The sequence below is a fragment of the Variovorax gracilis genome (assembly GCF_030317115.1).
GTDB classification, from domain to species: Bacteria; Pseudomonadota; Gammaproteobacteria; order Burkholderiales; family Burkholderiaceae_C; genus Variovorax; species Variovorax gracilis.
Genome location: NZ_JASZYF010000003.1, coordinates 250,847 through 270,471, shown reverse-complemented (window position 1 = coordinate 270,471; position 19,625 = coordinate 250,847). Strand labels below are relative to the sequence as shown.

Here is a 19,625-nt window from a genome sequence, read left to right as displayed (position 1 = left end):
TCGAGAGGGATCAGGTCTTCTGCACTTTTCCGGCTTTGCCTTCCAGGAAGGCGCGGACGCGCTCCTTGGCGTCGGGCGCGCTTTGCGCGATGCCGGCCATCAGTGCTTCGGTAAAGAAGCCATGGTCGGCCGGCTGCTCGGCGATGCGAGGCAGCGCGTGCATCAGCGCGTAGTTGGTGAGCGGGGCGTTGGTCGCCACGCGCTTGGCGAGTTCGATTGCCTTGTCGAAGGCCGAGCCTTCCGCGACGAGGTACTGCGCGAAACCGGCGCGCTCGCCTTCCTCGGCGTTGTAGACGCGGCCCGTCATCATCATGTCGGTCATTCGGGCGGCGCCGATCAGCTTGGGGATTCGCACCGAGCCGCCGCCGCCGACAAAGATGCCGCGCGAGCCTTCCGGCAGCGCGTAGAACGTGGTCGCGTCGGCCACGCGGATGTGGCAGGCGCTCGCGAGCTCGAGGCCGCCGCCGACGACGGCCCCGTGGAGCGCGGCGATCACGGGAACCGGGCCGAACTGCACCAGATCGAGCGCCGCATGCCACATGCGCGAGTGCTGCAGGCCTTGGCCGGCGTCGCGCTCCTGCAGCTCGGAGAGGTCGAGCCCGGCGCAGAAATGCGGGCCCTCGCCATCGATGACCGCCGCACGCACCGTGGAAGGCAGGTTTTCGAAGGTGTTGCGCAGTGCGAGGATCAGCGCATCCGACAGCGCATTGCGCTTGGCGCCGCGCGTGAGGCGGATGATGGCGATGTCGCCCTGAAGTTCGAGCTGGAGGTCGGTGTGGTTCATGATTGCATTCCGGAGTACGATCGATTATGGTTATAGAAAATAATCAATTCAAGCCGCGCGACAGGGTGCGGCATGAGGACTTACCCTAAGCTGCCAACCGCCTGGAGACAACTGCCCATGGACCACCAGAACCTGATCGCGATCGACACTCACACGCATGCCGAGGTGAGCTGCTGGAACCCCTTCGACAACTACGGCGAAGAATACGACCGGGCGGCCGACAAATACTTCCGTTCGAGCCGCCGCCCGACCATCCAGGAAAGCATCGACTACTACCGCGAGCGCAAGATCGGCCTGGTGATGTTCATGGTCGATGCCGAGTCGAACATGGGCCGCCGCCGCATCCCGAACGAGGAAATCGCGGAGGCGGCGCAGAAGAACCCGGACATCATGATCGCCTTCGCCAGCATCGACCCGCACAAGGGCAAGATGGGAGCGCGCGAAGCCCGCCGGTTGATCGAGGAATACGGCGTCAAGGGCTTCAAGTTCCATCCGACAGTGCAGGGCTTCCACCCGTACGACAAGATGGCGTGGCCGATCTACGAGGTCATCAACGAATACGGGCTGCCGGCCGTGTTCCACACCGGCCACAGCGGCATCGGCTCGGGCATGCGCTGCGGCGGCGGCCTCCGGCTCGAATACAGCAACCCGATGCACCTGGACGACGTCGCCATCGACTTCCCCGACATGCAGATCATCATGGCTCACCCGAGCTTTCCGTGGCAGGACGAGGCGCTGAGCGTGGCCACGCACAAGCCCAATGTCTGGATCGACCTGTCGGGCTGGAGCCCCAAGTACTTCCCGAAGCAGCTGGTGCAATACGCCAACACGTTGCTGAAGGATCGTGTGCTGTTCGCAAGCGACTATCCGCTGATCACGCCTGATCGCTGGCTGAAGGATTTCGAGGACGCGGGCTTCAAGCCCGAGGTGGTGCCCGGCATCCTGAAGGGCAACGCGGTTCGCCTGCTCAAGCTCGACCAGTAGAACCGGGCGATCCGGACGCTACGGGGTCCTTTCTTCTTCGACGCGATCCCAATCCAGGCCGGAGCGCTGGCGCCGCTCCTCGCGTTCTCGCGCCATCTGTTCCTGGAACTGCTGCCGGCCTTCCTTCGCGACCGCGATCAGCTTGGCGCGGTCCTTGTAGTGCGGGTAGGTCTCGTGCATCAACTGGATGTTGCGACGCCTGAAGCGCATCGCGGTCTCGCGCGCTTCGTGCGCTGGCCAGCCGAGCCCTTCGAGCACCGAGCGGGCGCTGCGCAGCGACGACTCGAACACCTCGCGCTCGATGAACTCGACCTTGCGGTCGAGCAACTGATAGAGGTGCGCGACGTTGCGCGCGCGCGCAACGATCCTGGCGTTCGGAAAGTGCTTTTGCGCCAGGTCCACGATTTCGAGCGATTGCTCCATGTCGTCGACCGCGATCACCAGCACCTTGGCCGTGCCGGCGCCGGCGGTGCGCAGGAGGTCGAGCCGTGTCGCATCGCCGTAGAAGACGCCGAAGCCGAACTCGCGCAGGCTCTCGATGGTGTCGGGGTCATGGTCGAGCACGGTGATCTTGAGGCCCTGCGCGCTCAGCATGCGACCGATGATCTGCCCGTAGCGGCCGAAGCCGCAGATGACGACCTTGGCGTCCTGCTGCTCCGAGATTTCCTCCATCGAGGCCGGCGCGTGCGCGCTGTAGCGCGGCAGCACCCATTTGTCGATCGCGACCAGCAACAGCGGGGAGATCAGCATCGACAACGCGACCGCCCCGATCAGGAACGAGGCGACGCCATGCGGCAGCACATTGGGCCCGGCAGCCTGGAACACGACGAAGGCGAACTCCCCGCCCTGCGCCAGCAGCAGCGTGAACACCGGCCGCTGCTGGTAGGGAATCCCCATCACCTTGCCCAGCGCGTAGATCACGCCGAACTTGAGCAGCATGAATCCGACCACGACCGCCGCCATGAGCCCCGGCTGGGCAAGGAGCACGCCGAAGTCGATGCTCATGCCCACCGCGATGAAGAAAAGGCCGAGGAGCAGCCCCTTGAAGGGCTCGATGTCGGTTTCCAGTTCGCGGCGGTATTCGCTTTCGGCGAGCAGCACGCCGGCGAGAAAGGCGCCCAGCGCCATCGAGAGGCCGATGAACTGCATCAGCGCGGCGATGGCGACTACCAGCAGCAGCGCGGCGGCGGTGAATATCTCGGGCGTGTTGCTGCGGGCGATCCAGCGCAGGAGAGGGCGGATGGCCAGTCGGCCCCCGAGCACGATGCCGCCGATGACGGCGACGATCTTCAGCCCTTCCAGCGTCCGTTCGAAGCCGCTCATGCCGCCGCCGGCATCGGCACCGACCGCCAGCAGCGGCAGCAGCGCGAGGATCGGAATGGCCGCCACGTCCTGGAACAGCAGGATCGAGAAGCCGGCCTGGCCGCTGGACGTCAGCAGCAGGTTGCGTTCGCCCAGTACCTGGAGAGCGATCGCGGTCGACGACAGGGCCAGTCCCAGCGCCGCCACCAGCGCCACGCGCCAGTTCGCGCCCGCCGCCCAGCCGGCCAGGAACAGCACCGCGGCGCAGGCCAGCACCTGCGCCGAACCCCAGCCGAAGATCGGCTGGCGCAGGCTCCACAGGCGCTTGGGTTCGAGTTCGAGCCCGACCAGGAACAGCATGAGCACCACGCCGAACTCCGCGAAGTGCAGGATGTCCTCGACGTTGGTGACCAGCCCGAGCCCCCAGGGCCCGATGGCGATGCCGGCGGCCAGGTAGCCGATGATCGAGCCGAGCCCGAGCGCCTTCGACAGCGGCACCACCAGCACGGCAGCGCCGAGGTAGATCAGGGAATTGACGAGCCAACCCGGGGCGTGTTCCATGATCAGGCCTCCCCGTGGGTGACGGGCCTGTCGACCTCGGGCACGGCGCAGCTCGCGCAGCCGTCCAGGTCTTCGAGCTCGGGCCAGCTCGGGTAGGTGGAAAGACGATCCTTGAACACGGCGACATGCGCCGCCACCTCGCCGGCTGGAGCGCTGCGTGCGCCATGAAGCAGCAGCGGCGGGAGGAAGCGCATGCCGCAGAGCGCGGCGGTCTGCTCGTAGGGCGGCAGGAAGGCGTCGAAGAAGTAGCGGTTGTAGCTTTGCGGGTGGTAGCTCGTCTCGGGGCCGCCGGTGGTGGCGACCAGCCAGAAATCCTTGCCCTCCAGCGCCGTTCCGCCGGTGCCGTAGGCCCATCCGTAGCCCAGCACTTCGTCGAGCCAGAGCTTCTGCAGCGCCGGCATCGAATACCACTGGATCGGGTGCAGCAGGACCAGCAGGTCGGCGCGGGCAAGCCGTGACTGCTCGGTGCCGACGTCGATCGCGTAGTCGGGGTAGGTGTCGTAGAGATCGTTGACGTCTACACCCGGCACGGCCTGTGCCGCTCTCAGCAACTGGCGATTGACGCGCGAGTCCCGCCAATGCGGATGCGCGGCGATGAGGTAGATGCGAGTGGCGGCGCTTTCCGTGCTTGTTGTTGTCGGCATGCCGCGAACATAGCGCACTCCGTGCACGGCTACCATGGCGCCTGTCTTCAGCCTCGAGGAGCCTCACATGCCGGTGGTCCTGGTCGCCAATCCCAAGGGCGGAGTTGGCAAATCCACGCTCGCAACCAACATCGCGGGCTATTTCGCAAGCCGTGGCTATCCGGTGATGCTGGGTGACATCGATCGCCAGCAGTCGTCGCGGCTGTGGCTCAACCTGCGGACGCCGCAGGCGCGCGAGATCAGGAGTTGGGACGCATCCGAGGACGGCAATGTCGTGCGGCCGCCGCGCGGAACGACGCACGCCGTCATCGACACGCCTTCCGGCTTGCACGGCTCGCGCTTCAAGGAGGTGGTGGCGCTGGCCGACAAGGTCCTGGTGCCCCTGCAGCCGAGCATCTTCGACATCTATGCGACGCGGGACTTCCTCGACAAGCTGCTGTCTCACCGCCATGCGGACAAGACGAAGGTCGCCCTGGTCGGCATGCGCGTGGACGCCCGCACGCTCGCGGCCGACCGGTTGCGCGAGTTCGTCTCCGGGCTGGGCGTGCCGGTGCTGGGGGAGCTGCGTGACACGCAGAACTACGTCCAGCTTGCAGCCCGTGGCCTCACGCTGTTCGATATCGCTCCCGGCCGCGTCCAGCGCGATCTGGAGCAGTGGGAGCCGATTCAGCGGTGGCTCGACGCCTGAGGTTTTTCCCTAGTGCCTTTGTCGCGGCGTGGACAGGCGCGGTGGCTTCACCCCGATAAAGTGAATCGCATGAAAAAGACCTTCCAGACCCTCCAGGATCTCGCCGCATGCGTCGGCCAGGAAGTCGCCGTGAGCGACTGGATCACCATCACGCAGGAGCAGGTCAACCTGTTCGCCGAGGCAACCGGGGATCACCAGTGGATTCACGTGGACGTCGAGAAGGCCAAGGCCGGTCCGTTCGGCGCGCCGATCGCCCACGGCTTCCTGACCTTGTCGCTGCTGCCGCGCATCTACGAAACGGCGATGAGCGTCGTCGAGTCGCGCATGGGGGTGAACTACGGCCTGAACCGCGTCCGATTCATGTCGCCCGTGCCGGTCGGCGGGCCAGTGCGGGGGCGGATGAAGCTGCTGAGCTCGGAGGCGATCCCCAATGACGGCCTTCAAATGACCTGGGAAACCACCATCGAACTCGAAGGTTCGCCCAAGCCGGCCTGCGTCGCCGAATCGGTGGTGAGACGGTACCCGTAGCTCGCCCCCAGGCTTGCTCACTTCGTGTAGCCGGCTACCCCCTGCCGGGGGAACCGCCGGTGGAAGGGCGGAGCCGGATCCGCGGCGGTTCACACGGGGGCGGGCTTTACCGCCTTTTGCGCTTGCTCAGTGGAAATCGTTCTGGCGCCAGGCTTCGAACACCGTGACGGCCACGGCGTTCGACAGGTTGAGACTGCGCTGGCCTTCCTTCATGGGGAGGCGCAGCCGCTGCGTGGCGGGAAAGCGCTCGCGCAGCTCTGGCGCGAGGCCGCGCGTCTCCGAGCCGAAGACGAGCCAGTCGCCGGGGCGGAAGGCGACGGCGTGCACCGCCTGCGTGCCGCGCGTCGTGAGCGCGAACATCCGGTCCGGCGCTGGGTGCTCGGCGTCGAGCAGTGCCTGCCAGTCGCGGTGCCGCAGGATCTTGGCGTACTCGTGATAGTCCAGCCCGGCGCGTCGCAGCAGCCGGTCGTCCATCGAAAAGCCGAGCGGCTCGACCAGATGCAGGGTGCAGCCCGTGTTGGCGGCCAGCCGGATGACGTTGCCGGTGTTGGGCGGGATCTCGGGTTCGACGAGGACGATGTGAAACATGGCACTGATTGTCGGTTCCGCTCAGCCGGGTGCCTCCGTGCGGGCGAGCACGATCGCCGTGACGTGCGATGCGCCGCCCGCGCGCAGCACCTGGGCTGCCGCGAAAAGGGACGCCCCGCTGGTCATCACGTCGTCGACCAGCACGACCCGGCGGTCGCGGACGGCCATCGCGCGCAGTGGCTCCAGGGCGAATGCTCCGCGCAGGTTGCGCAGGCGTTCCGCCCGCGTCAGCCCGCTCTGCGCCGTGGTCTCCCGGGTTCGCAGTAGCAGGGTGGCGTCGGTTTTCCGTGGCGCCAGGCGGCGCGCGAGTTCGTGCGCCTGGTTGAAGCCGCGCTCGCGCAGTCGAACCGGTGCGAGGGGCATCGGCAGGACGATGTCCGCCTTCTCCAGTGCAGGCTCGACCCATGGCGCGCTGCGCAGCAGGGTCGCGAGCGGCGCGGCCCGGCCCGCGTCGCCGCGAAACTTGAACTCCGCGATGCATTCGGGCCATGGCCAGACGTAGGCGCAGGCCGCCAGGCAAACATCGAGGGGCGGGGGCTCCCGCATGCACTCGGTGCAGCGCGAAACGCCGTCGGGAACTTGCAGCGCGCAGGTCGCGCAGCGCGGTGTCGGTGGCGCAAAGCGCGCGACGCATGCGTCGCACACCGGCTGCGCCGGCCATGCCCGGCAAACGACGCATTGGCTGGGCAGGCGGTTGAGCAGGCCCGGGAAAGGCCGTTCGATCCAGTGGCTGAACATCCCTCAATATACTGAGCGCCCCATGTCCACCGAGCCCGCACACCGCCCGCCGACCATCGACGCCACGGCGGCCGCGCGATGGGCACGGCTCGCGCCGGAGCCGGCATCTCCCTGGCTGCACGAGGAAGTCGGTCGCCGCATGGAGGATCGGTTGCAATGGATCAAGGCCAAGCCGCGTCACTGGGTCGACTGGGCGCCGCTGCGCGGGGGGCTGGGGGCGCACGCCCTCGTCGCACGGCGCTACCGCGACGCCGCTTCCTTCGTGATAGAGCCGGAAACCGCGCTGGTTCCGGCGACCGGCAAGGCGCTCGCCGCGCCCTGGTGGTCGGCCCGCCGATGGCAGGGTTCGCAGCCCAGCTTCGACGCGCTCCCGGAAGACGGCGTGGATCTGCTCTGGGCCAACATGGCGCTCCACATGGCCGCCGACCCGGAGGCGCTGATCGCCCAGTGGCATCGCCGGGTCGCGACCGATGGATTCCTGATGTTCTCGTGCTTCGGCCCCGACACCTTGATGGAGTTGCGGGCCCTCTACCGTCGTCTTGGCTGGCCGGCCGCCAGCCACGAGTTCACCGACATGCACGATTGGGGCGACATGCTGGTCGGCGCCGGCTTTGCGGAGCCCGTGATGGACATGGAACGCATCGTGCTCACCTGGGCGGATGCCGATGCGGCGCTGGCCGAGTTGCGTGGCCTCGGGCGAAACCTGCATCCCGGACGTTTTCCGGCCCTGCGTGGCAGGGGCTGGCGCAACGCGCTGGCAGAGGCGTTGCCCGAACTGGCCCCGGCCGAAGAGGGAGGCGGGCGGATCGCGCTGACCTTCGAGATCATCTACGGCCACGCCTTCAAGCCGCCCCCGCGGGTGGCCCTTTCCATCGAAAGCGCCGTGTCCCTGCGCGAGATGCGAACGATGCTTCAGCGCAGTCGCGCAGGCCTGTGAGTGATTGTTGCGTGACCCGCTACAATCCGGCGCTGCGTGAACTCCCGGGTATTGTCCCGTGATCGAGGCCTGTCGGACATGGGTTTGACAGCGATCGACGCACCGATTTGCTGAACTCGCCCGTGTCGAATTCCGTGTTTCGTTTTGCCACTGTTTCAGGCCAGAGCATCCATTGGTTCCTGAAGCGCAACTGCTCGGTCACGCCGAGCCAGCTTGGCTGGCTCTATGCGTCGCTCTGCGTGGTTTCCCTGGGCATCGGAACCGTCTTCTGGCTGAACGGTGCACGACTCGTGCTTCCGTTCGCCTGGCTCGAACTCGCCGCGGTGGGTTTCGCGTTCGTGCTGTATGCACGGCACGCGACCGATGGCGAGAAGATCGCCTTGCAGGGCGGGCGGTTGGTGGTCGAACTCGAGAACGGTGGGCACTATGAGCGCACGGAATTCTTGCCGCACCAGGTGCGGGTCGAGCCACAGGACAGCGATCGGTCGCTGATCGAGGTCTCGGGTCAAGGTCGTTCGGTCAGGGTGGGGCGCTATGTGCGCCCGGAGTTGCGCGCGGCGCTGGCGCGCGAGATTCGCATGGCATTGCGCAGTGCCTGAGGGGGCAGGCGCAATGTCGCACCGTGGGGACCGGTGGGGTTAACAGGAAATGAAGAAGTGAACACGATGAAGAGCAATTGGCGGAACAAGATCTGGCCGGCGAATCTGCTGCTGGCGGCCGGCGCGGCGTTCAGCGGCGCGGCGCATGCAGTCAATGACCTTCCCGGCGGGCCATCCGTACGCCAGTTGAATCTCCCGACGGGCGTCACCAAGATCGCCCAGGAGCAGCATTTCCTGCACACGGTGATGATGATCCTGTGCACCGTGATCTTCGTGGCGGTGTTCGCCGTCATGTTCTATTCGATCTGGAAGCACCGCAAGTCGGTCGGCCACAAGGCGGCCAACTTCCATGAGTCCGTGGTGGTCGAGGTCATCTGGACCATCGTGCCTTTCATCATCGTCATCCTCATGGCCCTTCCGGCGACCCGCGTGCTGGTGGCCCAGAAGGACACCACCAACTCCGACCTGACCATCAAGGTCACTGGCTACCAGTGGAAGTGGGGCTACGACTACCTCAAGGGCGAAGGCGAGGGCCTCGGCTTCATCTCGACCCTCGACAGCTCGCACCGGGCGCTGTCCGATGCCGGCGCCCGGGGCGACGTGCCGGACAACTTCCTGTTCAAGGTCGACAACCCCCTGGTCGTGCCGGTCGACACCAAGGTGCGCATCATCACCACCGCGAATGACGTGATCCATGCGTTCGCCGTGCCCCAGTTCGGCATCAAGCAGGACGCGATCCCCGGCTTCGTCCGCGACACGTGGTTCCGTGCAGAGAAGGTGGGTGACTACTACGGCCAGTGCCAGGAACTTTGCGGCAAGGAGCACGCCTTCATGCCTATCCACGTGAAGGTGCTCGCCAAGGCCGACTACACCGCCTGGGTGGACGGCAAGCGCAAGGAGGCCGCCGCCAAGCAGGACGATCCGAACAAGGTCTGGACGCTTCCGGAAATCATGGCGCGCGGCGAAAAGGTCTACGCGGCCAACTGCGCGGCCTGCCACCAGGCCAACGGCAAGGGCGCCGGCCCGATCAAGCCGCTCGACGGCTCGGCGACCGTGCTCAATGCAGACCACAAGCTGCAGCTCCACATCGTGCTCAACGGCCAGAACAATGGTGCCATGCCCGCATGGAAGCAGCTGAGCGACACCGACATCGCCGCCGTGGTGACCTTCACCAAGAACAGCTGGTCGAACAAGACGGGCCAACTGGTGCAGCCGGCTGAAGTGCTCGCGGAGCGCGGCAAGTAAGCCGCCGCCCCCACGACGAAGAGTTTGCAAGGAATACCAAGATGAGCGCAGTCCTCGATCCCCACGGCCACGCACCCGGCCACGGCGACCATGCCCACGACGATCACCACCACGCGCCGACCGGCTGGCGCCGCTGGGTGTTCGCGACCAACCACAAGGACATCGGCACGCTGTACCTGCTGTTCTCCTTCACCATGCTGATGGTCGGCGGCATCCTGGCGCTGCTGATCCGCGCCGAGCTGTTCCAGCCCGGCCTGCAACTGGTCAACCCCGAGCTGTTCAACCAGTTCACGACCATGCACGGCCTGATCATGGTGTTCGGCGCGATCATGCCGGCCTTCGTGGGCTTCGCGAACTGGATGATCCCGCTGCAGGTCGGCGCATCCGACATGGCCTTCGCGCGCATGAACAACTTCAGCTTCTGGCTGCTGATCCCGGCGGCGCTGATGCTGGTGGGCTCGTTCTTCATGCCGGGCGGCGCACCCGCTGCGGGCTGGACGCTCTACGCGCCGCTCACGCTGCAGATGGGCCCGTCGATGGACGCCGGCATCTTCGCGATGCACATCATGGGCGCGTCGTCGATCATGGGGTCGATCAACATCATCGTCACCATCCTCAACATGCGCGCGCCCGGCATGACGCTGATGAAGATGCCGATGTTCTGCTGGACCTGGCTCATCACCGCCTACCTGCTGATTGCCGTGATGCCGGTGCTCGCAGGCGCCATCACGATGACGCTGACCGACCGCCACTTCGGCACCAGCTTCTTCAACCCCGCCGGCGGCGGCGACCCGGTGATGTACCAGCACATCTTCTGGTTCTTCGGTCACCCCGAGGTGTACATCATGATCTTGCCGGCCTTCGGCATCATCAGCCAGATCGTGCCGGCCTTCGCGCGCAAGAAGCTCTTCGGCTACGCCTCGATGGTGTACGCCACCTCGTCGATCGCGATCCTGTCCTTCATCGTGTGGGCGCACCACATGTTCACCACCGGCATGCCGCTGACCGGCCAGCTGTTCTTCATGTACGCGACCATGCTGATCGCCGTGCCGACGGCCGTGAAGATCTTCAACTGGATCGCGACCATGTGGCAGGGCTCGATGACCTTCGAGACGCCGATGCTGTTCGCCGTGGGCTTCATCTTCGTGTTCACGATGGGCGGCTTCACCGGCCTGATCCTCGCGGTCGCGCCGATCGACACCCAGTTGCAGGACACCTACTACGTCGTGGCCCACTTCCATTACGTGCTGGTGGCCGGTTCGCTGTACGCGATGTTCGCCGGCTACTACTACTGGGCACCCAAGTGGACCGGCGTGATGTACAACGAAGCGCGCGGCAAGGTCCACTTCTGGTGGTCGCTGATCGCTTTCAACGTCACCTTCTTCCCGATGCACTTCCTGGGTCTGGCCGGCATGCCGCGTCGCTACGCCGACTATCCGATGCAGTTCGCCGACTTCAATGCGGTCGCCACCGTGGGCGCGTTCGCCTTCGGTCTTGCGCAGGTCTACTTCTTCCTCTTCATCGTGCTTCCCACGATGATGGGCAAGGGCGAGAAGGCCCCGCAGAAGCCTTGGGAAGCCGCCGAAGGGCTCGAATGGGAAGTTCCTTCGCCTGCTCCGTTCCACACCTTCGAAACCCCTCCCAAGCTGGACGCCACCGCGACCAAGGTGATCGGCTGAGGCGCATAGCGTGATGACACCCGAACAGAAAAGAAGCAACCGGCGCATGGGGCTCACGCTGGCCTCCATCGCGGTGCTGTTCTTCATCGGCTTCATCGTCCGCATGGTCTGGATCGGCCGGTAGGCAGGATCATGGGCATCGGTCGACGCATCCGCCGCGAAAACGTCCGCATGGTCGGCAAGTTGGCCGTCGTGGCGGCCGGCATGTTCGCGTTCGGCTATGCGTTGGTGCCGATGTACCGTGCCATCTGCGAGATGACTGGCATCAACATCCTGGCCCTGTCCGAGTTGCAGGTGCCGGGCGGTGCGTCCGGTGGCGACAAGGTGCGCCTGCCCGACAACACCCAGGTCGACACGAGCCGCACGATCACGGTCGAGTTCGATGCCAACGTGCGCGGGCTGTGGGACTTCAAGCCCGCGCAGCGGTCGATGCAGGTGCATCCGGGCCAGCTCAACACCGTGATGTACGAGTTCCAGAACGTGCAGAACCGCCGGATGGCCGCGCAAGCCATCCCGAGCTACGCGCCGCAACAGGCCGCGCCGTATTTCAACAAGCTCGAGTGCTTCTGCTTCAACCAGTACACCCTCGACGCGGGCGAGAAGAAGCAGTGGCCGGTCGCCTTCGTGATCGACCCGAAGATCTCGAAGGACGTCAAGACGATCACGCTGTCGTACACCTTCTTCGAGGTGGGCGGCAAGACGCCCGCGGCACCGGTGGCCGCCAACTCGGCCGCCGTGCCGCCTGCGACGGAGCCGCGCTCATGACCGCGCCCGAAGCACCGCGCAAGGGCTCGCTCTGGCGGACGGCCAGGGCCGTAGGCTGGTCGTTCTTCGGCGTGCGCAAGAACAGCGCTTTCCAGGACGACGTTTCCAAGCTCAATCCCTTGCACATCATTGCGGTCGGCCTGATTGCCGTGGTGCTGTTCGTGGGTGGCCTGATCCTGTTCGTGCGCTGGGTTGTCGCGACCTGAAGAACACGTCCCACAGAATTTGAATCGAGAGAAGAAAGCCAGGACCTGATATGAGTTCAACCACCCACGGCACCACGCCCTACTACTTCGTGCCCGGCCCATCGGCCTACCCGGTCATGGCTGCGACCGGCCTGCTCTTCGTCATCCTGGGGGCCGCCCAGTGGATCAATGGCCACCAGTGGGGTGCATGGTCGCTGCTGCTGGGCATGGTGGTGTGGCTCGGTACGTTGTTCGTCTGGTTCCGCCAGTCGATCAGCGAAAGCGAGGGCGGCATGTACGGCCACAAGATCGACCTCTCCTTCCGCTGGAGCATGAGCTGGTTCATCTTCTCGGAAGTGATGTTCTTCGGCGCATTCTTCACCGCGCTGTGGTGGGCACGCTCCCATGCGCTGCCATCGCTCGGCAGTCTCGACAACGCCCTGCTGTGGCCCGATTTCAAGGCGGTGTGGCCGACGACGGTGGCCGGCGTGACCGGTTCGCCGGCCGATATCGTCGAGCCCTTCCAGACCGTCGGGCCGTTCTGGCTGCCGACCATCAACACCGCGCTCCTGCTGAGCTCCGGCGTCACGCTCACCATCGCCCACCACGCCCTGCGTGCCGGCCATCGGGCGCAGACCGTGCGCTTCATGTGGCTCACCGTGCTGCTCGGCCTGACCTTCCTGTTCGTGCAGGGCTACGAATACCACCACCTGTACACCGAACTGAACCTCAAGCTCAGCTCCGGCACGTACGGCTCGACCTTCTTCATGCTGACCGGCTTCCACGGCTTGCACGTGTTCATCGGCATGCTGATGCTCTTCTTCATCACCTTGCGCATCCGCAAGGGGCATTTCACGCCGGAGCGCCACTTCGGATTCGAAGGGGCCGCCTGGTACTGGCACTTTGTCGACGTGGTGTGGCTCGGTTTGTACTTCACGGTCTACTGGCTTTGAGCATCACCGACGGCACAACAAAAAAGCGCCGCAAGGCGCTTTTTTCATGGTTCTCCTGGAACGAGCACAACCTACTTGCCGACGGGGAGGCCCCCGGGCTGGATGTAGCCAAGCTTCCAAGCCACCAGAACGCACAGGAACAAAACCACCGACAGCCCGATCCGAACGGTGAGCGCGCGCACCATGCCGCCACTTTTGGCGCGGCCGTTGCGCCCGTCCTTCAGCATGAAGAACAGCGCGAACCCGAGACTCGCCAGGATGCCCAGGAAGGCGAGGGCGACAAAGTATTTCATGACCCCGATTATCGGCCGCAGAGGCCGTCCCACAGCATGAACGCGGACTCTCCGGCCGTCCTGCGCACGCCGCGCCGCGGACGATTCTGGCTGGTCACGGCCATGGCGGCGGCCACGATCGCGACCACGGTTTCGCTGGGCCGCTGGCAGCTCTCGCGGGCCGCGCAGAAAGAGGCCATCCAGGCCGAGATCGACACGCAGAAGAGCCTGCCGCCGCTCGATCAGCAGGCCTTCCTGTCCCTCGACAAGCCTGCTTCGACCCTGAATCGCCCGGTCCGGCTGCGAGGCCTCTGGCTGACGCCGCACACGGTCTATCTGGACAACCGACAGATGCACGGCGTGCCGGGCTTCTACGTGGTGACGCCGCTCGCCCTCGAAGGCACGGATCGAACCGTGCTGGTCCAGCGCGGCTGGGTGCAGCGCAACTTCACCGACCGGACCCGACTGGAGCCCGTCGAGACGCCGCCCGGCCTGATCGAAGTGACCGGGCGGATCGCCGCGCCGCCAGCGCACCTGCTGGAACTCGGCAAGGCGGACGCCGCAACGCCAACGCCGGGAGCCGCCCCGGGGTCTTCGCTCATCCGGCAGAATCTGGACCTTGAAGCGTTTCGCGCCGAAACCGGTCTGCCACTGCGGACCGACGTCTCCTTGCAGCAGACCGGTCCGGCTTCCGAGGGCCTGCAGCGAGATTGGCCGGCCCCCGCGCTGGGTGTTGAAAAGCACTACGGCTATGCATTCCAGTGGTTCGGCCTCTCGGCCCTCGTCGCAATCCTCTATGTCTGGTTCCAACTCATCGCCCCCTTCCGCCGCGCACGCGCTGCACGCCGTGGCTGACGAGCCGCTCGGGCTGACCGTGCATTCGATGCCGTCGCCGCGCCAGGCGCTCGCCGGGGCCGAGGGCCGGCGGACGGTGCTCGGCCGCTGGAAGATGATCGCCGTGCTGCTGTGCTGCGCGGCGCCGGTGATCGCGTCGTACTTCACTTACTACGTGATCCGCCCCGAGGGTCGCAGCGTGTACGGAGAACTCGTCGATCCCCAGCGCCCGGTACCGAACATCACCGGCACCCTGCGTGACGGCAAACCGGTCCAGTTGTCGTCCTTCAAGGGCCAGTGGCTGCTCGTCGCAGTGGGCGATGCCGGTTGCGACGCGCTGTGCGAGCAGCAGCTTTACCTGCAGCGCCAACTGCGCGAAAGCCTGGGTCGCGAAAAAGATCGACTCGACCGCGTCTGGATCGTCAGCGATACCGCGCCCATCCCCGAGCGCCTCGACAACGGCCTTCGCGGCGCGACTGTGGTGCGCGTGCCTGCGGCGCAACTCGCGCAGTGGCTCGCCCCCAGTGCCGGGCATGCACTGGCGGAGCATTTTTTCGTGGTCGACCCCATGGGCAACTGGATGATGCGTTTCCCCGCCCGTATGGACACCGCTGGCGCGAGTCGCGCCAAGCGTGACCTCGACCGCCTGCTGCGTGCGTCCTCCTCGTGGGACGAGCCGGGTCGCTGATTTCGCCATGGACACGACTTCGCTCTACGACCTCACACCGATCGCCTGGCTCATGGCGGTGGGCGTGCTGATCGCCCTGGGCCCGTTGCTCTGGGTCTGGCGGCGCAATGCCGGCAGCGGAGCTGCGAGACGCCTCCATGCGCTGACCGTGCTCACGCTGTTCCTGACTTTCGACCTGACCCTGTTCGGCGCGTTCACCCGCCTGACCGATTCGGGCCTCGGTTGCCCCGACTGGCCCGGCTGCTACGGCAATGCCAGCCCGCTCGGCGCGCGCCACGACATCGCCATGGCGCAGGCCGCGCAGCCGACCGGCCCGGTCACGCACAGCAAGGCGTGGGTCGAAATGGTCCACCGCTACCTGGCGACCGGCGTCGGGGTGCTGATCCTCGCGCTGGCGGTCTCGACCTGGATTGCGCGGCGCCGCCAGCGCATGGCCGAGCACGTCGGTGAAAAGCCGCTCAGCGCATGGTGGCCCGCCGCCACGCTGGCGTGGGTGTGCCTGCAAGGCGCGTTCGGCGCGATGACCGTAACCTGGAAGCTCTATCCGGCGATCGTCACCCTTCATCTGCTGGGCGCCGTCGTGCTGCTGGCGCTGCTGTGCATCCAGGCCGTTCGCTACCAGCAGGCGGCGGCGCAACGCGCGCCCACGGCCGTGCCTTCCGCGCTGCGCACGCTGCTGATCGTGACGACCGCACTGTTGGCGCTGCAGATTGCGTTGGGCGGCTGGGTCAGCACCAACTATGCGGTCCTCGCGTGCACGCAATTCCCCACTTGCCAGGGCAGCTGGTGGCCTCCCATGAACTTCGCCCAGGGCTTCCATATCTGGCGCCAGCTCGGCGAGACGACGGGCGGCGCCCCCATCGATTTTGCGTCGCTGACCGCCATCCACTACGCGCATCGGCTCATGGCCTACGTCGTGTTCGTCGCCATCGGCGCGTTGGCCTGGCGCCTTCACGGTGTCGCCCCGTTGCGCGCCCATGGGCGCTGGCTGGCAGGCCTGGCCCTGCTTCAGCTCGCGACCGGATTGGGCAACGTACTGCTTGGTTGGCCTCTCGCGGCGGCCGTGCTGCACACCGGCGGCGCAGCAGCGCTCGCGGTAGTGCTCACCTGGACGATCTGCGAAAGCCGGCGCGAACGCGCCACGGTGATCGCGGCGGCAGGCGCGCGCAGCAACGGAATGGAGGTTGCCCGATGAGCGCACCTGCCTCCGTCCACGGCCCGACGACCGCCAGCGTCCTGCGCCAGTTCTACGCGCTGACCAAGCCGCGCGTCGTGCAGTTGATCGTCTTCTGCGCACTGATCGGCATGGTGCTCGCGGTGCCCGGCGTGCCGACCCTCGCCGACTTGCAGCAGGGCGCGCTCGCCTGCCTCGGCATCTGGCTGGTCGCCGGCGCCGCCGCGGCCTTCAACTGCCTGGTCGAAAAGGGCATCGATGCCAAGATGAAGCGGACCGCGTGGCGGCCGACGGCACGCGGCCAACTGAGCGACCGGCAGGCGCTGATCTTCTCTGCTGCGCTGTGCGCGATCGGGTCGTTGCTGCTGTGGTTCACGGTGAACCCGCTGACCATGTGGCTCACCTTCGCCACTTTCGTCGGCTACGCGGTGATCTACACCGTGATCCTCAAGCCGCTCACGCCGCAGAACATCGTGATCGGCGGCGCCTCCGGCGCGATGCCGCCGGTGCTGGGCTGGGCGGCGATGACGGGCGAGGTCGGGCCCGAGGCCCTGATCCTCTTCCTCATCATCTTCCTGTGGACGCCGCCGCACTTCTGGGCGCTGGCGCTCTACCGTGTCGAGGACTACCGCAAGGCGGGGCTCCCGATGCTGCCGGTGACGCACGGCAACGAGTTCACGCGCCTGCAGGTGCTGCTCTACACCTTCATCCTGTTCGCGGCCTGCCTGATGCCTTTCATCTACGGCATGAGCGGCTGGCTCTACCTTGCGGTCGCCGTCGGGGTGAGCATCGGTTTCACCGGCTACGCCTTCGCGCTGTGGCGAAACTATTCCGACGCGCTGGCGCGCAAGACTTTCCGTTTTTCACTGATCCACTTGAGCGTGCTGTTCGCGGCGCTCCTGGTCGATCACTACCTGCGATGAAGCATTCAATGAACAAGCGGCAAGCTCTCCAATGGATGGTGAGGACGGCGACCTGGGCTGGCGTGGCTGCCATTGCGGGCGTGAATCTCGCGGCCTGCACCGAGTCCAAGCCCAGCTTCAATGCGGTCGATATCACGGGCGCGGACTACGCGAAGGATTTCTCGCTGACCGACGCCGAGGGCCGCGTTCGGACGATGGCCGACTTCAAGGGCAGGGCGGTCGTGCTGTTCTTCGGCTATGTCCAGTGCCCGGATGTCTGCCCGACCACCATGTCGGAAATGGCGCAGGTCAAGCAACAGCTCGGCGCGGACGGCGACAAGTTGCAGGTGCTGTTCGTCACCGTCGATCCGGCGCGCGACACGCCGGAGGTGATGAAGGCCTACATGGGCGCGTTCGACCCGTCCTTCGTCGCGCTGATTCCGACGCCCGACCAGCTCGCGGCCATGACGAAGGACTTCAAGGTCTATTTCAAGAAGGTGGACGGCAAGACGCCCACCAGCTATTCGATGGACCACTCGGCGGCCAGCTTCGTGTACGACCCGCAGGGCCGCTTGCGCCTCTACGCGCGCTACGGCGCGGGCGTGCCGGCGATGGTGTCGGACATCAAGGCCCTGCTGAAGTCCTGAGCCGGGCGCCGTGGGCAGCGTCGATCATCTCCGGCGGCGAAAAGGCGCTTTCCGCATTGCCCTGATTCCGCCGGAAGTGCTGGATGCCCTCAACGACGGTTTGCTGGAAACCGTCAACCTGAACGAGTTCCTGGCGCTTGAACTCCCTCGCCTGGCGCGCAGCGTGGCGAGCCACATCGGGCTCGATCCCGGCAGCGAGCGTCTGAGCGATACCTTCGCGATGCTGGCGGCCTTCAAGCCGATGCAGCGCCACGGCCACATCGCCCGCGCGCTCTATGACCTGACGGCGCAGCATCCGGAACCCGATGCCGTGGCGCATCTGCTGGCCACCCATCCCAGCGACGTGGCGCGCTGCTGGGCGACGCAGTGGATCGCCATGTCGGGGCTTGTGTTGCCCGAGCAACTGGGCGCGGTTCGCCGCTTTGCCGCGGATTTGCATTTCGGCGTGCGTGAAATGGCCTGGATGGCGGTGCGGGACGCGACGATCCGGTCGCTTGACGATGCGCTGCGGCTTCTTCAGCCGTGGGTGATGGATCCTGACCCGAACATCCGCCGCTTCGCCAGCGAACTCACCCGCCCCCGGGGCGTCTGGTGCGCGCAGATCGAGCGGCTGAAGGCCGAGCCGTGGGCTGGAGTGGAATTGCTGGAGCCGCTGCGCGCGGACCCCAGCCGGTACGTGCAGAACTCGGTCGCCAACTGGCTCAATGACGCCAGCCGGACCCAGCCTGACTGGGTCGAAGAGACTTGCGCGCGCTGGCTTTTGGAAAGCGACGTGGCCGAGACGCGCTACATCGTGCGGCGCGCGCTGCGGACCCTGTCGAAGCGAACGGGCGGGGAGCCCTGAAACCAAAAAGCCCGGCACGAGGCCGGGCTTTTTCGGGTTGGGAGACGCTCAAGCGTATTCCGCCAGCGCCTTCTTCATCTTCTTCATGGCCGCCACTTCGATCTGGCGGATGCGCTCGGCGCTCACGCCGTAGACCGCTGCCAGGTCGTGCAAGGTCATGCCGCCCGAGCCATCGTCGTTGACCTTGAGCCAACGCTCTTCCACGATGCGGCGGCTGCGATCGTCCAGGGCTTCCAGGGCGGTCGAGATGCCGTCGGTCGAAAGACGGTCGCGCTGCTGCGATTCGAGCTGGGCTGTCGGCTCCTGGCTCGCGTCCGCGAGGTAGGCAATGGGGCCGAAGCCTTCGTCGCCGTCGTCGGACGGGCTCGGGTCGAGCAGAACGTCGCCTCCGGAGAGGCGTGTTTCCATCTCCAGCACTTCTTCGGGCTTGACGTTCAACCGGGTCGCCATCTGCGAGACCTCGTCAGGGCTCAGGGTGTCGCGGTGCGTCCCACCATCGGCAGCGGCGGAATCGGCCTTGAAGCCCTGCTTCATCGAGCGCAGGTTGAAGAACAGCTTGCGCTGGGCCTTGGTCGTCGCGACCTTGACCATGCGCCAGTTCTTCAGGATGTACTCGTGAATCTCCGCCTTGATCCAGTGCATGGCGTAGCTCACCAGCCGCACGCCCTGGTCGGGGTCGAAGCGCTTCACGGCTTTCATCAGGCCGACATTGCCCTCCTGGATCAGGTCGCCGTGCGGCAGCCCGTAGCCCAGGTATTGGCGGGAAATGGAGACGACGAGGCGCAGGTGAGACAGGATCAGCGCACCAGCGGCTTCGAGATCGTTGTTGTCGCGCAATTTGCGCGCGTAGCCCTGCTCTTCCTCGAGCGTCAGCAGCGGCAAGCGGTTGGCTGCCGAGATGTAGGCGTCCAGGTTACCCAGCGGGGGCACCATCGACCACGGATTGGCGACGGCAAGCTGGTTGGCAGAGGCTCCAGACAGTGTTGTCATTCGGGAAACTCCTTCGTTCTTGGCCATATGCTGACCATATTAGCACTCGGTTAGAGGGAGTGCTAAGGTAAGGGTTCCCACCTATTTTTAATCG

The 19,625-nt window shown here is 66.0% G+C and carries 24 protein-coding genes; 17 read left to right on the top strand and 7 right to left on the bottom strand.

The annotated features are described in order from the left end of the window. Nucleotides 1–10: 10 nt before the first annotated feature. A complete protein-coding gene (locus QTH97_RS09175; RefSeq protein ID WP_286567814.1) occupies nt 11–784 on the bottom strand; it encodes a crotonase/enoyl-CoA hydratase family protein in 774 nt (257 codons plus the stop codon). 117 nt (nt 785–901) lie between these two features. Here QTH97_RS09175 and QTH97_RS09170 point away from each other — a divergent pair, with 117 nt between their 5' ends. Then, complete coding sequence (locus tag QTH97_RS09170) at nt 902–1,768, top strand: amidohydrolase family protein (RefSeq protein WP_286567813.1); 867 nt, start codon at nt 902–904, stop codon at nt 1,766–1,768. A gap of 18 nt (nt 1,769–1,786) precedes the next feature. Here QTH97_RS09170 and kefC read toward each other — a convergent pair whose 3' ends face one another. Both kefC and kefF read right to left on the bottom strand, forming a co-directional pair. Then, nucleotides 1,787–3,631: a glutathione-regulated potassium-efflux system protein KefC gene (kefC, locus tag QTH97_RS09165; protein WP_286567812.1), complete on the bottom strand. Its 1,845-nt coding sequence runs from the start codon at nt 3,629–3,631 to the stop codon at nt 1,787–1,789. A 2-nt stretch (nt 3,632–3,633) separates the two neighbouring features. Then, nucleotides 3,634–4,275, bottom strand: a complete 642-nt coding sequence (gene kefF, locus QTH97_RS09160) for a glutathione-regulated potassium-efflux system oxidoreductase KefF (RefSeq protein ID WP_286567811.1) — start codon at nt 4,273–4,275, stop codon at nt 3,634–3,636. A gap of 67 nt (nt 4,276–4,342) precedes the next feature. Between kefF and QTH97_RS09155 the strand changes: the two genes are divergently transcribed. Then, nucleotides 4,343–4,963 carry a nucleotide-binding protein gene (locus tag QTH97_RS09155; protein WP_286567810.1) on the top strand — a complete coding sequence of 207 codons (621 nt, stop codon included), beginning with the start codon at nt 4,343–4,345 and terminating at the stop codon, nt 4,961–4,963. Between the two features lie 69 nt (nt 4,964–5,032). Next, nucleotides 5,033–5,491: a MaoC family dehydratase gene (locus QTH97_RS09150; RefSeq protein WP_286567809.1), complete on the top strand. Its 459-nt coding sequence runs from the start codon at nt 5,033–5,035 to the stop codon at nt 5,489–5,491. Nucleotides 5,492–5,617: 126 nt separating this feature from the next. Here the strand turns inward: QTH97_RS09150 and trmL are convergent, their stop codons facing one another. Next, complete coding sequence (gene trmL / locus QTH97_RS09145; protein ID WP_286567808.1) at nt 5,618–6,079, bottom strand: tRNA (uridine(34)/cytosine(34)/5-carboxymethylaminomethyluridine(34)-2'-O)-methyltransferase TrmL; 462 nt, start codon at nt 6,077–6,079, stop codon at nt 5,618–5,620. Nucleotides 6,080–6,100: 21 nt separating this feature from the next. Further along, entirely contained in the window at nt 6,101–6,817 is a 717-nt protein-coding gene (locus QTH97_RS09140) for a ComF family protein (RefSeq protein WP_286567807.1), read from the bottom strand. A gap of 22 nt (nt 6,818–6,839) precedes the next feature. Here QTH97_RS09140 and QTH97_RS09135 point away from each other — a divergent pair, with 22 nt between their 5' ends. The 8 genes from QTH97_RS09135 to QTH97_RS09100 all read left to right on the top strand — a co-directional run bounded on the left by QTH97_RS09135 (nt 6,840) and on the right by QTH97_RS09100 (nt 13,180). After that, nucleotides 6,840–7,754 (top strand): methyltransferase domain-containing protein, encoded by a 915-nt coding sequence (locus QTH97_RS09135; protein ID WP_286567806.1) that lies wholly within the window; start codon nt 6,840–6,842, stop codon nt 7,752–7,754. A 122-nt stretch (nt 7,755–7,876) separates the two neighbouring features. After that, nucleotides 7,877–8,353 (top strand): DUF2244 domain-containing protein, encoded by a 477-nt coding sequence (locus QTH97_RS09130; protein WP_286567805.1) that lies wholly within the window; start codon nt 7,877–7,879, stop codon nt 8,351–8,353. Nucleotides 8,354–8,419: 66 nt separating this feature from the next. Further along, nucleotides 8,420–9,598 (top strand): cytochrome c oxidase subunit II, encoded by a 1,179-nt coding sequence (coxB, locus tag QTH97_RS09125; RefSeq protein ID WP_286567962.1) that lies wholly within the window; start codon nt 8,420–8,422, stop codon nt 9,596–9,598. 41 nt (nt 9,599–9,639) lie between these two features. Then, entirely contained in the window at nt 9,640–11,277 is a 1,638-nt protein-coding gene (gene ctaD, locus QTH97_RS09120) for a cytochrome c oxidase subunit I (RefSeq protein ID WP_286567804.1), read from the top strand. A gap of 13 nt (nt 11,278–11,290) precedes the next feature. After that, nucleotides 11,291–11,401 carry a cytochrome oxidase small assembly protein gene (locus QTH97_RS09115; protein ID WP_444813409.1) on the top strand — a complete coding sequence of 37 codons (111 nt, stop codon included), beginning with the start codon at nt 11,291–11,293 and terminating at the stop codon, nt 11,399–11,401. 8 nt (nt 11,402–11,409) lie between these two features. Next, nucleotides 11,410–12,042 carry a cytochrome c oxidase assembly protein gene (locus QTH97_RS09110; protein WP_286567802.1) on the top strand — a complete coding sequence of 211 codons (633 nt, stop codon included), beginning with the start codon at nt 11,410–11,412 and terminating at the stop codon, nt 12,040–12,042. After that, a complete protein-coding gene (locus tag QTH97_RS09105; protein ID WP_286567801.1) occupies nt 12,039–12,248 on the top strand; it encodes a DUF2970 domain-containing protein in 210 nt (69 codons plus the stop codon). The genes QTH97_RS09110 and QTH97_RS09105 overlap by 4 nt, the downstream gene beginning before the upstream one ends. A gap of 50 nt (nt 12,249–12,298) precedes the next feature. Next, the gene (locus tag QTH97_RS09100) at nt 12,299–13,180 is read left to right on the top strand and encodes a cytochrome c oxidase subunit 3 (RefSeq protein WP_286567800.1); all 882 of its coding nucleotides are present in this window, start codon (nt 12,299–12,301) and stop codon (nt 13,178–13,180) included. A 71-nt stretch (nt 13,181–13,251) separates the two neighbouring features. On the opposite strand, the gene QTH97_RS09095 is transcribed toward QTH97_RS09100, so the two are convergent. Further along, the gene (locus QTH97_RS09095) at nt 13,252–13,473 is read right to left on the bottom strand and encodes a twin transmembrane helix small protein (RefSeq protein ID WP_286567799.1); all 222 of its coding nucleotides are present in this window, start codon (nt 13,471–13,473) and stop codon (nt 13,252–13,254) included. Between the two features lie 36 nt (nt 13,474–13,509). On the opposite strand from QTH97_RS09095, the gene QTH97_RS09090 reads away from it, so the two are divergent. From QTH97_RS09090 to QTH97_RS09065, 6 genes are read left to right on the top strand one after another with little or no spacing between them, the layout of a single operon-like run. Continuing rightward, complete coding sequence (locus tag QTH97_RS09090) at nt 13,510–14,307, top strand: SURF1 family protein (RefSeq protein WP_286567798.1); 798 nt, start codon at nt 13,510–13,512, stop codon at nt 14,305–14,307. Beyond that, the gene (locus QTH97_RS09085; RefSeq protein ID WP_286567797.1) at nt 14,249–14,974 is read left to right on the top strand and encodes an SCO family protein; all 726 of its coding nucleotides are present in this window, start codon (nt 14,249–14,251) and stop codon (nt 14,972–14,974) included. The genes QTH97_RS09090 and QTH97_RS09085 overlap by 59 nt, the downstream gene beginning before the upstream one ends. 7 nt (nt 14,975–14,981) lie before the next feature. Beyond that, nucleotides 14,982–16,169 (top strand): COX15/CtaA family protein, encoded by a 1,188-nt coding sequence (locus QTH97_RS09080; protein WP_286567796.1) that lies wholly within the window; start codon nt 14,982–14,984, stop codon nt 16,167–16,169. Then, nucleotides 16,166–17,071, top strand: coding sequence for a heme o synthase (gene cyoE, locus QTH97_RS09075; protein ID WP_286567795.1), 906 nt, complete (start codon nt 16,166–16,168; stop codon nt 17,069–17,071). Before QTH97_RS09080 ends, cyoE begins: the two co-directional genes overlap by 4 nt. Nucleotides 17,072–17,079: 8 nt before the next feature. Further along, on the top strand, nt 17,080–17,697 hold the full coding sequence (locus tag QTH97_RS09070) for an SCO family protein (protein ID WP_286567794.1): 618 nt from the start codon (nt 17,080–17,082) through the stop codon (nt 17,695–17,697). A gap of 10 nt (nt 17,698–17,707) precedes the next feature. Then, the gene (locus tag QTH97_RS09065; protein ID WP_286567793.1) at nt 17,708–18,541 is read left to right on the top strand and encodes a DNA alkylation repair protein; all 834 of its coding nucleotides are present in this window, start codon (nt 17,708–17,710) and stop codon (nt 18,539–18,541) included. A 48-nt stretch (nt 18,542–18,589) separates the two neighbouring features. Here QTH97_RS09065 and rpoH read toward each other — a convergent pair whose 3' ends face one another. After that, on the bottom strand, nt 18,590–19,531 hold the full coding sequence (gene rpoH / locus QTH97_RS09060) for an RNA polymerase sigma factor RpoH (protein ID WP_286567792.1): 942 nt from the start codon (nt 19,529–19,531) through the stop codon (nt 18,590–18,592). Between the last annotated feature and the right edge of the window lie 94 nt (nt 19,532–19,625).

Bases quoted from the DNA above. Each gene is read 5' to 3' on its own strand.
- QTH97_RS09175 (WP_286567814.1), bottom strand. From the start codon at position 784: ATGAACCACACCGACCTCCAGCTCGAACTTCAGGGCGACATCGCCATC.
- QTH97_RS09170 (WP_286567813.1), top strand. From the start codon at position 902: ATGGACCACCAGAACCTGATCGCGATCGACACTCACACGCATGCCGAG.
- kefC (WP_286567812.1), bottom strand. From the start codon at position 3,631: ATGGAACACGCCCCGGGTTGGCTCGTCAATTCCCTGATCTACCTCGGC.
- kefF (WP_286567811.1), bottom strand. From the start codon at position 4,275: ATGCCGACAACAACAAGCACGGAAAGCGCCGCCACTCGCATCTACCTC.
- QTH97_RS09155 (WP_286567810.1), top strand. From the start codon at position 4,343: ATGCCGGTGGTCCTGGTCGCCAATCCCAAGGGCGGAGTTGGCAAATCC.
- QTH97_RS09150 (WP_286567809.1), top strand. From the start codon at position 5,033: ATGAAAAAGACCTTCCAGACCCTCCAGGATCTCGCCGCATGCGTCGGC.
- trmL (WP_286567808.1), bottom strand. From the start codon at position 6,079: ATGTTTCACATCGTCCTCGTCGAACCCGAGATCCCGCCCAACACCGGC.
- QTH97_RS09140 (WP_286567807.1), bottom strand. From the start codon at position 6,817: ATGTTCAGCCACTGGATCGAACGGCCTTTCCCGGGCCTGCTCAACCGC.
- QTH97_RS09135 (WP_286567806.1), top strand. From the start codon at position 6,840: ATGTCCACCGAGCCCGCACACCGCCCGCCGACCATCGACGCCACGGCG.
- coxB (WP_286567962.1), top strand. From the start codon at position 8,420: ATGAAGAGCAATTGGCGGAACAAGATCTGGCCGGCGAATCTGCTGCTG.
- ctaD (WP_286567804.1), top strand. From the start codon at position 9,640: ATGAGCGCAGTCCTCGATCCCCACGGCCACGCACCCGGCCACGGCGAC.
- QTH97_RS09115 (WP_444813409.1), top strand. From the start codon at position 11,291: ATGACACCCGAACAGAAAAGAAGCAACCGGCGCATGGGGCTCACGCTG.
- QTH97_RS09110 (WP_286567802.1), top strand. From the start codon at position 11,410: ATGGGCATCGGTCGACGCATCCGCCGCGAAAACGTCCGCATGGTCGGC.
- QTH97_RS09105 (WP_286567801.1), top strand. From the start codon at position 12,039: ATGACCGCGCCCGAAGCACCGCGCAAGGGCTCGCTCTGGCGGACGGCC.
- QTH97_RS09100 (WP_286567800.1), top strand. From the start codon at position 12,299: ATGAGTTCAACCACCCACGGCACCACGCCCTACTACTTCGTGCCCGGC.
- QTH97_RS09095 (WP_286567799.1), bottom strand. From the start codon at position 13,473: ATGAAATACTTTGTCGCCCTCGCCTTCCTGGGCATCCTGGCGAGTCTC.
- QTH97_RS09090 (WP_286567798.1), top strand. From the start codon at position 13,510: ATGAACGCGGACTCTCCGGCCGTCCTGCGCACGCCGCGCCGCGGACGA.
- QTH97_RS09085 (WP_286567797.1), top strand. From the start codon at position 14,249: ATGTCTGGTTCCAACTCATCGCCCCCTTCCGCCGCGCACGCGCTGCAC.
- QTH97_RS09080 (WP_286567796.1), top strand. From the start codon at position 14,982: ATGGACACGACTTCGCTCTACGACCTCACACCGATCGCCTGGCTCATG.
- cyoE (WP_286567795.1), top strand. From the start codon at position 16,166: ATGAGCGCACCTGCCTCCGTCCACGGCCCGACGACCGCCAGCGTCCTG.
- QTH97_RS09070 (WP_286567794.1), top strand. From the start codon at position 17,080: ATGAACAAGCGGCAAGCTCTCCAATGGATGGTGAGGACGGCGACCTGG.
- rpoH (WP_286567792.1), bottom strand. From the start codon at position 19,531: ATGACAACACTGTCTGGAGCCTCTGCCAACCAGCTTGCCGTCGCCAAT.